Raw genomic sequence first — 11,582 nt, 5'->3', positions numbered from 1 at the left:
TGAATGGTTCATCACGGCCGACGCCGAGTCCATGAAGGACACAGGGTCGCGTTCGCATCAGCACCCCGAGGGTCAGCCCGACATCGTTCAAACACCTTTGTTCCATCGAAAGAACCTCCATGAATGACACGACAGCGGCTGCGACGGCCGACACAGCCCTGCACGACCACATGCTGCCGGACGACGGATTGGCAGGCACTCTGGTCGGCCGCGTCTGGATGCCCGGCGCCGTGCCCGGCCCGGCCGTGGTGGTACTGCGGCCCGCCGGCGTGTTCGACCTCAGCGGGCACTACCCCACCATGAGCACGTTGCTCGACACGCCCTGCCCCAGCGAAGCCGTGCGTGCAGCCTCGGGCCAACACCTGTGCAGCGTTGACGATCTGCTGGCCAACAGCCTGCCAGGCACGCGCGACACCACGCGCCCCTGGCTGCTGGCCCCGTGCGACCTGCAGGTGGTGAAGGCCGCAGGCGTGACGTTTGCCGCCAGCATGATCGAGCGCGTGATCGAGGAGCAGGCACGCGGCGACGCCAGCCGTGCGCAGGGCCTGCGCGCCCAGGTGGTCGGACTCATCGGGGGCAGTCTTGCAGACATCCGGCCCGGCTCGGCCCAGGCGATGGCGCTCAAGGTGCTGCTGCAGGAAAAGGGCCTTTGGTCGCAGTACCTGGAGGTCGGAATCGGCCCCGACGCAGAAGTGTTCACCAAGGCGCCGGTACTCGCTGCGGTGGGCTGCGGGGAAGACATCGGCATACGCTCCGATTCCGCCTGGAACAACCCCGAGCCCGAGGTGGTGCTGGCGGTGAACAGCCGCGGCCAGATCGTGGGGGCTGCACTGGGCAACGACGTGAACCTGCGCGACATCGAAGGCCGCAGCGCTCTGCTGCTGGGCAAGGCCAAGGACAACAACGCGTCGTGCGCCATCGGTCCGTTCATCCGGCTTTTCGACGACGGCTTCGGCATCGGGCAGGTGCGCAGCGAGACCGTGCACCTGCGGGTGGCGGGTACCGACGGTTTCGAGCTGCGCGGGATCAACACCATGGCCAGCATCAGCCGCGATCCGCTCGATCTGGTCGCTCAGACCATCGCGGCCCATCAGTACCCGGATGGCTTCATGCTGTTTCTGGGCACGCTGTTCGCACCGGTGGAAGACCGGGACCAGCCCGGAGGTGGCTTCACCCACAAGCTGGGCGACCTGGTCACGATCCGCAGCGCGTGGCTGGGTGCACTGCACAACCGCGTGACCCACAGCGAAAAGGCGCCACCGTGGCGGTTCGGCCTGCGGTCCCTGATCGGCAACCTGCAGCAGCGCGGCCTGCTGGAGCGCACAGCGCTCTGAACCGCGCGAGAGCACCAATCCAAAGCGCCGCATCAAAGCGTCACGTCAAAGCCCATCGCAAGGACCCGCACCATGCACCTCCCACCTTCCTGCACCCATGCCACCCATCCACCCATGGAGACACCACATGTTTGACGCACTGATGGACCGGATCTGCCGCGGGATCAAGGTGCTCATTGCTCTGGCACTTGCCGTGATGGTGCTGCTGGTGTTCGGCAACGTCGTGCTGCGCTACGTCTTCAACTCGGGCATTTCCGTGAGCGAGGAGCTCTCGCGCTGGCTGTTTGTGTGGATCACGTTCCTGGGCGCCATCGTCGCCGTGCGGGAGCGCGGCCACCTGGGCACCGACGTCCTTCTGGCGCGCCTGCCCCCGCTGGGGCAGCGCATCTGCCTGGCCGTGAGTTACGCGCTGATGCTGTTTTGCACCTGGCTGCTGTTCAGCGGCGCCGCGACGCAGGCAAAGATCAACTGGGACGTGCAGGCCCCCGTCACCGGCGCTTCGATGGCGATCTTCTACGCGTCCGGAGCGGTCTTTGCAGCCGCGTCGGGGCTGATGCTGCTGCGCGACCTTTGGCGCCTGCTTTCCGGGCAGATGCGCGACGACGAACTGGTACAGGTGACCGAATCCGAGGACCTTGCCGCTGCCCACGATCTGCCCCCGGCCCCCGGGCAGCCCGCGCGATAGCCGCACCGGAGACGCACCGCCATGACCATCTTTGTTTTTCTCGGGTCCCTTCTGGCCGCCATGGCCATCGGTGTGCCCATTGCCTATGCGCTTCTGGTCTCTGGCGCCGCACTCATGTGGCACCTGGACCTGTTCGACGCCCAGATCCTGGCGCAGAACGTCATCAACGGGGCCGACTCGTTCCCGTTGCTGGCCGTGCCGTTCTTCATGCTGGCCGGCGAGATCATGAACGTGGGCGGCCTGTCGCAGCGCATCGTCAAGCTGGCGCTCACGCTCGTCGGGCACAAGCGAGGCGGCCTGGGGTTTGTGGCCATCCTTGCGGCCTGCATGCTGGCGGCGCTGTCGGGCTCTGCCGTGGCCGATACCGCAGCCCTTGCCGCGCTTCTGCTGCCCATGATGGTCAAGGCCGGGCACGACAGGGCGCGAGCGGGCGGGCTGATCGCTTCGGCAGGCATCATTGCCCCCGTCATTCCACCCTCCATCGGTTTCGTGGTGTTTGGCGTGGCAGCCAACGTGTCCATCAGCAAGCTTTTTCTGGCCGGCATCGTGCCGGGCCTGCTCATGGGGCTCTCGATTGCCATCGCCTGGTACTTGGTGTCGCAGCGCGAAGACGTGACGCCCCCTGCCCCGGCGACCACCGCCGAGAAGCTGCAAGCTCTCAAGGAATCGACCTGGGCGCTTTTTCTGCCGGTGATCGTGATCGTCGGCCTGAAGATGGGCGTGTTCACCCCCACCGAGGCGGCGGCGGTGGCGGCCGTCTATGCCCTGCTGGTAGCCACGCTGGTCTACCGCGAGCTGCACTGGCGCCAGCTCACCGCAGTGTTTGTGAGCGCAGCAAAAACCACCGCCGTGATCATGTTCCTGGTGGCTGCGGCGATGGTGAGCGCCTGGCTGATCACGGTGGCCGACATCCCCCGGCAGCTGGTGCAGCTGCTGCGCCCCGTCATGGACCACCCCAAGCTGCTGATGTTTGCCATCATGCTGCTCGTGATGGCCGTGGGAACGGCCATGGACATGACGCCCACCATCCTCATCATGACCCCCGTGCTGATGCCGCTGGTCAAGGCCGCTGGCATTGACCCGGTGTACTTCGGCGTGCTCTTCATCATCAACAACGCCATCGGGCTGATTACCCCGCCGGTGGGCACGGTGCTGAACGTGGTCGCTGGCGTCGGCAAGATGCGCATGGACGAGGTGACCCGCGGGGTGATCCCGTTCATGCTGGCGCAGGTCATCGTGATGTTCCTGATGGTGATCTTCCCCTCCATCGTGCTGGTGCCAATGCGCTGGTTCACGGGGTGAGTGCCAGGGCAGGTTTGCGTCGCCCGCCCCTCGAGCGCCTGAGGCGATCGCACCAACGTTGCGCCACCACCGGCCGGCGAGCGCCCGGCAGGGGTATCGTGCAGGCGTGGCAGACTACCTAGCAGCAGGCTGTGCGGGCGCGAGCCGCTAGCGTTTTTGCCGACTTTTCGCGGAGCACTGCTTGATGCGTGAGGACCTGCCGCGCGATGACAGGGATCGGCGCACCCTCGAATGTTTGTAACAACGCAGCAATACGGCGTTTTTTGTCCCTATTCGGGTATTGCCTGAACATTTACCGAACCGCACCGTTCGTTCTGATCCTAAAATTTGTAAAGAAGCGTATTTTTCAATTTGCGCGAAGGACTCATCATGAAAGCAGTGCAGCAGGACATCGACGAACGGACAAACCTCACCAGCACGAACAAGTTCGAGCTGTTGCTGTTTCGTCTGGGCACGGACGCAGCACTGGGGAAGTCGGAGCTGTTCGGCATCAACGTGTTCAAGATCCGCGAGATCGTGGCCATGCCCAGCATCACGCCGATTGCCGGTACCACCGCGCACTCTCTGGGGGTGGTCAACCTGCGCGGCCAGGTGATCCCGGTGCTGGACCTGCCGGCTATCGTGGGTTGCAAGCCCGAGACCGGCCTGAACATCATGCTGGTGACCGAGTACGCGCGCACCACCCAGGCCTTTGCGGTGGAGTCCGTGGAAGACATCGTGCGGCTCGACTGGAAGCAGGTGCTGTCGGCCGAAACCAGCGGCGCTGCCGGCAAGCTGGTGACCAGCATCGCACGCCTGGACGGCAATACCGACGAATCGCGCCTGGCGCAGGTGCTGGACGTCGAAGCCATCCTGCAGATGATCTCTCCATCGGACGGCCATGAAGTCACCGAAGAGAAGGTGGGCCCCAAGCTCAAGCTCAAGCCTGGCACCATCGTGCTGGCAGCAGACGACTCGTTTGTGGCCCGCTCGCTCATCGAGCGAGAACTCAAGGTACTCGCAGCGCCCTACGAAATGGTCAAGTCGGGCAAGGAGGCATGGGATCGCCTCAACGCTATCGCCAAAAGCGCCGAAGCCGAAGGCAAAACGGTGCTCGACCGCGTGGCCATGGTGCTGACCGACCTGGAAATGCCCGAGATGGACGGCTTCACCCTGACCCGCAACATCAAGCAGGACGCGCGCTTTCACGGCCTGCCGGTGGTCATCCACTCGTCGCTGTCAGGCTCTGCCAACGAAGACCATGTACGGAGCGTGGGTGCAGACGGCTACGTGGCCAAGTTCGTGGCCGAGGATCTGGCCGAAACCATCCGCCGGGTATTGCCCAAGTAAGCGGTTACTGCGGTCATCCGGGCCGGACCGGAGTGCATTGCACAGGGGGCAGGATGCATCTGAAAAGGGCACCTGCCCTTTTCACGTGCAGACCCCCTGCGATTCGCTGCCGAGGGCAGGCACCGCAAAGGACTCGAGGCAAGCAGTGCTATCGGGGGGGTGCGCCCCGCATCCAACGCACCTGAGCGGCGGTCCGCCAGATACCCGCGCCTCCGGGCGCCGTGAGGCTTTCGCAAATGGCCTGTTACGGATCCACCGCACTTGGGCCTCCCCCTGCTGTGTCAATGTCCTACCCCAGTGATCGCAAGCCCGGTCAACCGGCAACCCCTCTCAAACGCTACATTGAGAGGGCGTGTGCAGTCATGCCGCCATCGGTTACGAAGGTGGCGCCACTTTTCGGCAGCTTTACGATCGCGATGGAACGCACGCCCTCCAACCGGGTTCTGACCACCATGAAACACTTCCTCTTCCGCCTTGTCTCCCTCGTGGCACTCGGCGCGGCCGTTACCGGTTGCGCCACGGTCCCCGGGGACCCGTACTACCAGGCCCCGGGCTATACGGTGTACGAGCAGCCGGGCTACGTGTACGGTGGCGGCACTGTGTACCGCGCACCGCCCGCCCCCATCGTGTACCCCTACGGCACACCTCCAGCTCCGGTGTACTACGGCGGCCGAGACCGCTGGGACAATGATCGCGACCGGGATCGCCACTGGCGTGAACGCGAGCGCGACCGGGACCGCGAGGCGCGCGAACGCGACCGCGAACGCCGCGAGCAACTGGCCCGCGAAGCTGACCGCCGTGCACGCGAGCAGGCCGAGCGTGACCGCCGCGCTGCCGAATCCCGCCGCCCCGATTACCAGCGCCCCGGACAGATGGCGCCCGGCAGCTATGCACCCCACCCGCAGGACTGGCGCAGCCGGCAGCAGACCAACAACCCCGACAAGCCCTGACCGATATCAGGCAGAGGCCGTCCACCAGCCACCGGGAAACCCACGCCATGCATAAACTCTTTAGCGTTGCCGTGGCCGTAGCGGGCCTTGTGCTGGCGGCCACGGAGGGGCAAGCCCAGGTGGTACGCTGTACCGACCCGGCCACCGGCAAGGTGACCTATACCGACGGCGCATGCCAAAGCGGTGCGGCTGCGCGCGAGGTGGAAGCCCGCAAGAGCGCCGCCGACATCCAGCGGGAGCGGGCCGAGGCAGCGCAAGCGCTGGAGCGCAAGCAGCAAAGGCTGCAGGCAGAAGCCGCGGCGCAGGCTCAGGCGGAACGCAATGCGCCGGCACCTTCCCCCGCAGCCCAGCAACGTCCCGACTACGCGCGGTCGCCAGAATGCGCACGCTCCCGGCGCAATCTCGACACAACGATCAGCGCCGGCGACTCCGGCACGTACGAGCAGAACCAGCGCGTTGAGGCCGCCCAGCGGCAGGTGGACCTGGATTGCCTGGGGCCTGCCGCGTATGCCGAGCTGGAAAAGACCCGAGCGATGCGGCCGGTGGTGGTGCCGCCCACCACCATCGTGGTGCCGCCACGGTATCCGCGCCCTGTGCCCCCACCGGTGGTGGTGCAGCCGAACCCGCCCAAGTTCACCCAGTGCAACGTCTTCCGTTGCTACGACAGCCAGGGCAACAGCCACCCGCGCTGAACATCCCGCCAACGCGGCCCGTCAGCGCGCGATGAAAACTGGTTATCCGTGCGGCGCCTGGGCTGGCCCCCGTCGACCCCTTACAAGATCACGACACTGCCAGCCAGGCACGGCAATCAAGCGACTCAAAGACCGGAACGCAGCCCCGCCGCCACGTCGGGATAACGCAGCCGCACGCCCAGTTCCTCCAGCATGCGCCGGTTATCCAGCCGGCGCGACTCGCTCATGAAGCTCAGCAGCATCAGCGACAGCTGCTCCCTCGCTGCACTGCGCGGCACGCGTGGCGGGCGTGGCAGCGCGTACAGATCAGCCGCCAGGTCGAAGTAGTCGCCCATCTTCATGTGGGTGGAATCGCTGGCGTTGTAGATGCGTTGCGGGCGCCCGCGCCACAGCGCAGCCATGCAGGCCCGGGCCAGATCGTCCGCATGGATGTGGTTGGTGTAGACGTCGTCTTCGCTCACCAGCACGGGCGTGCCCCGCCGCAGGCGGGCCTCGGGGGTGCCGCCTTCGCGGTCGGGTGCGTAGATGCCGGGAATGCGCAGCACGCTCGCCCGCACGCCCGTGCGCCCCAGGTGGCGCACCGCTCGCTCTGCGTTCACGCGCCGCTGGGCACGCGGGGTGGCGGGGGCCACAGCCCGTGTCTCAGCCACCAGGTCGCCCTGGCAGTCACCGTACACACCGCTGGTGGAGGCATAAACGAGCGACACCGGCTTGCTGCGCAGACGCAGAACCCTGGCCAGCGCCACGGTGCGCGGATCGCGCCACCAGGCATCGCCACCTGCGCCTTCGCCCGGGGGCGGCGCCAGGTGCATGACCCGGGTGGCGATGCCCGCCAGGCGCCTGAGCGACTTCTCCACGTCCAGATTGCCCACCAGGGGGCGAACTCCCAAGGCACGCAAGCTGGCCCTGCGGTCCGGGCTGGACGTGAGGGCCATCACCTGCAGTCGACCAGCGCCCGGCCGGGCATTCAGGTCGCGTGCCACGCGCTGACCTACGTCACCACATCCCACAATCAACAGGCGTTCGCGCCGAAAGCGCGCCGGCAGCGCGCCAAGAGGGCTTTGGTTTGAAGGCAAAATCGGTCCCGTTTGCTTGACACCCGGGCCACCTGTTGCAGGGCTGCACATGCAGCCGCGCTGGCGCCCGTGGCGGATGAAAAAGATATACGTTCCGAGGATACCCACAACATGACCAGCCCAGACGCGGCTGCCGGCTCCGGCGCGGCATCGTTCCAGATCACCGTGCAGCCCAGCGGGCGCGCATTCAGCACCCAGGCGGGCGAAACCATCCTGGCCAGCGCCATCCGCAGCGGGGTGGGCCTGCCCTACGGTTGCAAGGACGGGGCGTGCGGCTCGTGCAAGTGCAAGAAGCTCAGCGGCGCCGTGCACCACGGCGAACACCAGTCCAAGGCGCTCACGGCCGACGAGGAAGAGGCCGGATTTGTGCTGACCTGCTGCGCGCAGCCACTGACTGATGTGGTGCTCGAATCACGCCAGGTCACCGACGAGAGCGCCTTCCCCATCAAGAAGATGCCCGTGCGCGTGTCCAGCCTGGAGAAAAAGTCGCACGACGTGATGCAGTTGCGCTTGCAACTGCCGGCGGCAGACACGTTCCGCTACCACGCCGGGCAGTACATCGAGTTCATCCTGCGCGATGGCGCGCGCCGCGCTTACTCCATGGCTAACGCACCGCACACGCAAAGCGATGTGCCCGGTGTGGAGCTGCACATCCGCCACATGCCCGGCGGCCGGTTAACCGACCACGTGTTCGGCGCGATGAAAGAAAAGGAAATCCTTCGGGTCGAAGGCCCGTTCGGCAGCTTCTTCCTGCGCGAGGAGTCGACCAAGCCCATCGTGCTGCTGGCGTCAGGCACCGGCTTTGCCCCCATCAAGGCGCTCATCGAGCACATGCAGTTCAAGGCCATCACGCGCCCTACGGTGCTGTACTGGGGCGGGCGCCGCCCGGGCGACCTGTACATGCACGAATGGATGCTGGCCCGCACGGCCGACATGCCCCACCTTCGCTACATTCCTGTGGTGTCGGATGCACTCCCCGAAGACGTCTGGAAAGGCCGCACGGGCTTCGTACATCAGGCTGTGCTCGATGACTTTGCAGATCTCTCCGGCCACCAGGTGTATGCCTGCGGTGCGCCCATCGTGGTCGAGAGCGCCCGTGACGCCTACAGCGCGCACCGCGGCCTGCCGCCCGACGAGTTCTTTGCGGACTCGTTCACCTCCGAAGCCGACAAGCACGGCGGCTGACTGCCCGCTGGACTGCACCGCCCCGGATGTGCCATGCGCAGCCTGCACTGTGTGGTTCACGGCCCCGCGCCGGAGCGGTGTAGCAGCCTGACGTGCCGCAGGAGCGGCATCCCGCAGTGAATCCAGCCGAGCAAGTCACCGTACAGCGCCGCGGCTGGGCCGTTGCGGGCACTGCTGCCACGATGCTCGCCCTGTCGGGCCTCCTCGTCTGGGGCGCGGGCGAATGGGCAGCACAAGCCGAGCTTGACAACCAGTGGGACAACCTGCGCCGGTCCAGTGAAGTGCAGACGCTGGCCTTGCGCGGTGTGGCCACGCGTTACAGCTTTCTGCCCTTTACGGCCGCGCAGCAGCCGCTGGTGACGGCGCTGCTCAAGACGCCGGATTCCGAGCGCGACCGCGCGGCAGCCAATGTGTACCTCGAAACTGTCAACGCCCACGCGGGCTCCGACGTGCTGTACGTGATGGACACCAGCGGGCGCACAGTGGCGTCCAGCAACTGGCAGTCGCCGCGCAGCTTTGTGCACCAGAACTACAGCAACCGGCCGTATTTCAGCGATGCGCTGGCAGGGCTGGCAGGGCGCTTTTATGGCGTGGGCAAGACCACCGGCGAGCCCGGGCTGTTTGCCTCGGCCCCCGTGCGCGAAGGCGACCGCGTCATCGGCGTGGTGGCCGTGAAGATCGACATGCAGCCCATCGTGGCCACCTGGGCACAGTTGCGCGACCCGGTGTTCGTCACCGATGCGCAGGGCATCGTATTCCTGGGGTCGGTGTCCCCGTGGCTCTACAAGACCACGCGGCCCCTGGCAGCCGCAGACGTGCAGCGCGTGCGCAACGCAGAACAGTACGGCAGCGACTGGACCCCGGTGGCAGTGCCCTGGACCCTGCGCCAGCAAGGGGACGAGCGGGGCATGGAACTGGCGCTCCCCGAGGGCGGCAACCGCTACCTGGCGCTGAACGAGGCCCTGCCCGACCTGGGCTGGACGCTGACGCTCACCGCCGACAGCCGGGCCGTGGCCCTGGCACGCCAGCAGGCCTGGGCGCTGGCCAGCCTGGCCTCAGGCCTCCTGGTACTGGCGGCGCTGTACTGGCGTCTGCGCGAGCGGCACCTGCAGGAAAACCAGCGCGCACGCATCGACCTGGAGCAGCGCGTGCAGGAGCGCACCCATGCCCTGCAGCAGGCGCAGGCGTTTCGCCAGTCCATGGAAGATGCCTTGCTGGTGGGCATGCGTGCCCGCGACCTGGAAGGCCGCATCGTCTACGTGAACGCAGCGATGTGCGAGATGGTCGGCTACCAGGCCGAGGAGCTGATCGGGCAAATGCCGCCCTACCCCTACTGGCACCCCGACGAGCTGGACCGTCACTGGAACGACAGCGACACCGTGCTGGCCGGCAACGCATTTCCGCAGGGGCGGGAGAACCGGCTGCGGCATCGCAACGGCGCAGACGTGTACACCATGTTCTACACCACGCGCCTCGTCGACGGCAGCGGCCAGCACATCGGCTGGATGAGCTCGGTGGTGGACATCACCGCTCAGAAGCGCGCCGAAGAGATGCAGCAGCAGCGCGAAGCCCAGCTGCAGCGCGTGCAGCGCGTAATCACCGTGGGCGAAATGGCATCCACCCTGGCCCATGAACTGAACCAGCCGCTTGCAGCGCTGGTGAACTACGCGGCAGCGGCCCGCGCGCTGGCCGCCCAGGGCCGCAACGACCTGCTGACCGACAGCCTGGCCGCCCTGTCGGACCAGGCCCTGCGCGCCGCCGACATCGTGGGCCGCATCCGCCGCTGGGTGCGCCAGCAGCCGCAGTCCCGCGAGCCCTGCGACCTCAACACGGTGGTGGACCAGTCTCTCGCGCTGCTGCTGCGCGCGGAGGCACGCCGGCATGGCATTGGCGTTCAGCTGGACCTTGCCACCACGCGGGTGTGCGTCAACGCCGACCGTGTGCTGCTCGAGCAAGTGGTACTCAATCTCGGACTCAACGCATTGCAGGCCATGCAGGGCGCGAACGCAGGCGACGGCCGACTGGAGCCGGAACCGTCACCGCCCGAACTGCTGCTACGCACCCGGGCCGAGGCGGGCCACGCGCTGCTCGAAGTGCTGGACCGCGGCCCCGGCCTGCCACCGGAAATCGCTGCCCGGCTGTTCGAGCCCTTCTTCACCACCCGGGCCGAGGGCCTGGGCCTGGGCCTGAACATCTGCCGCTCCATTGTCGAGAGCATGGGTGGCGAACTGCAGGCCTCCAACCGCGAAGGCGGCGGTGCCGTGTTCGTGATCCGCCTGCCCGAGGCCCCTGAAAAATGACGCCAGCCGCTGCTCTTGATCCCCTTTCCACCCAGGTCTGCATCGTGGATGACGATGACGGGGTGCGCCACTCGCTGGCGGCGCTGCTACTGGCCGGGGGCCACAGCGCACAGCTGTTTGCCAGCGGGACCGATTTTCTGCACCGGGCCGACCTGCAGCACCCGGGCTGCGTCCTGCTGGACTTGCGCATGGACGGGATGAGCGGGCTGCAGGTGTTCGAGGAGATGCGGCAGCGGCGCTCTGCGCTCAAGGTGGTCTTCCTGTCGGCGCATGGCGAGCTTTCGTCCGCTGTGGCCGCCGTGAAGCAAGGGGCGGTGGACTGGCTGGAAAAGCCCTGCAACGAGCACACCCTGCTGGCTGCCGTGTCCCGCGCCACCGAACTCTCGCAAGCTGAGGCCGTGCGAGCCCGGCAGCAGCAGCAGCTGCGCGAGCGCTGGAGCGCGCTCAGCCCGCGGCAACAGGAAGTGGCCCGGCTGCTGGCCACCGGCCAGAGCAGCAAGGAGGTGGCCCGCACCCTCGGCCTGCGCGACCCCGGGCGCCCGATCGACCCGCGCACGGTGGACACCCACCGCTCAGCCATCTTCCTCAAGCTGGACATCCGCTCCTCGCACGAGCTGGGGATGCTGGTGGAAGATCTGGGAGCCTCTGCACGAATCACGCGGTAAGTGAGCGCTGCGGATCGGGATGGGCCGCTAGGCGCAAAACGCAGCAATAGCCGTAGCTATTGCG

Annotated in this window: 10 protein-coding genes; 9 read left to right on the top strand and 1 reads right to left on the bottom strand. The window is 66.8% G+C overall.

Annotated elements, in window-relative coordinates:
* The first annotated feature begins 119 nt into the window (after positions 1-119).
* The 6 genes from ACTPOI_RS16020 to ACTPOI_RS15995 all read left to right on the top strand — a co-directional run bounded on the left by ACTPOI_RS16020 (position 120) and on the right by ACTPOI_RS15995 (position 6,292).
* Positions 120-1,334, top strand: a complete 1,215-nt coding sequence (locus ACTPOI_RS16020) for a fumarylacetoacetate hydrolase family protein (RefSeq protein ID WP_440110546.1) — start codon at positions 120-122, stop codon at positions 1,332-1,334.
* Between the two features lie 127 nt (positions 1,335-1,461).
* Positions 1,462-2,019: a TRAP transporter small permease gene (locus tag ACTPOI_RS16015; protein WP_440110544.1), complete on the top strand. Its 558-nt coding sequence runs from the start codon at positions 1,462-1,464 to the stop codon at positions 2,017-2,019.
* Between the two features lie 21 nt (positions 2,020-2,040).
* The gene (locus ACTPOI_RS16010) at positions 2,041-3,321 is read left to right on the top strand and encodes a TRAP transporter large permease subunit (protein WP_440110542.1); all 1,281 of its coding nucleotides are present in this window, start codon (positions 2,041-2,043) and stop codon (positions 3,319-3,321) included.
* Between the two features lie 369 nt (positions 3,322-3,690).
* Positions 3,691-4,650 carry a chemotaxis protein gene (locus tag ACTPOI_RS16005; RefSeq protein ID WP_440110540.1) on the top strand — a complete coding sequence of 320 codons (960 nt, stop codon included), beginning with the start codon at positions 3,691-3,693 and terminating at the stop codon, positions 4,648-4,650.
* Between the two features lie 452 nt (positions 4,651-5,102).
* Positions 5,103-5,600: a hypothetical protein gene (locus ACTPOI_RS16000; RefSeq protein WP_440110538.1), complete on the top strand. Its 498-nt coding sequence runs from the start codon at positions 5,103-5,105 to the stop codon at positions 5,598-5,600.
* A 47-nt stretch (positions 5,601-5,647) separates the two neighbouring features.
* Positions 5,648-6,292, top strand: coding sequence for a DUF4124 domain-containing protein (locus ACTPOI_RS15995; protein ID WP_440110536.1), 645 nt, complete (start codon positions 5,648-5,650; stop codon positions 6,290-6,292).
* A 125-nt stretch (positions 6,293-6,417) separates the two neighbouring features.
* Here the strand turns inward: ACTPOI_RS15995 and ACTPOI_RS15990 are convergent, their stop codons facing one another.
* Entirely contained in the window at positions 6,418-7,368 is a 951-nt protein-coding gene (locus ACTPOI_RS15990) for an SDR family oxidoreductase (protein ID WP_440110534.1), read from the bottom strand.
* A gap of 111 nt (positions 7,369-7,479) precedes the next feature.
* Between ACTPOI_RS15990 and ACTPOI_RS15985 the strand changes: the two genes are divergently transcribed.
* The 3 genes from ACTPOI_RS15985 (at position 7,480) to ACTPOI_RS15975 (ending at position 11,518) form a co-directional block, all read left to right on the top strand.
* Positions 7,480-8,553: a CDP-6-deoxy-delta-3,4-glucoseen reductase gene (locus ACTPOI_RS15985; RefSeq protein ID WP_440110532.1), complete on the top strand. Its 1,074-nt coding sequence runs from the start codon at positions 7,480-7,482 to the stop codon at positions 8,551-8,553.
* Positions 8,554-8,669: 116 nt separating this feature from the next.
* On the top strand, positions 8,670-10,853 hold the full coding sequence (locus ACTPOI_RS15980) for an ATP-binding protein (RefSeq protein WP_440110530.1): 2,184 nt from the start codon (positions 8,670-8,672) through the stop codon (positions 10,851-10,853).
* Positions 10,850-11,518: a response regulator transcription factor gene (locus ACTPOI_RS15975; protein ID WP_440110528.1), complete on the top strand. Its 669-nt coding sequence runs from the start codon at positions 10,850-10,852 to the stop codon at positions 11,516-11,518. The genes ACTPOI_RS15980 and ACTPOI_RS15975 overlap by 4 nt, the downstream gene beginning before the upstream one ends.
* Positions 11,519-11,582: the final 64 nt, after the last annotated feature.

This window comes from Acidovorax sp. BL-A-41-H1, assembly GCF_051942715.1.
Note: the sequence above shows the minus strand (reverse complement) of the source record. Positions and strands in the feature narration are given on the sequence as shown.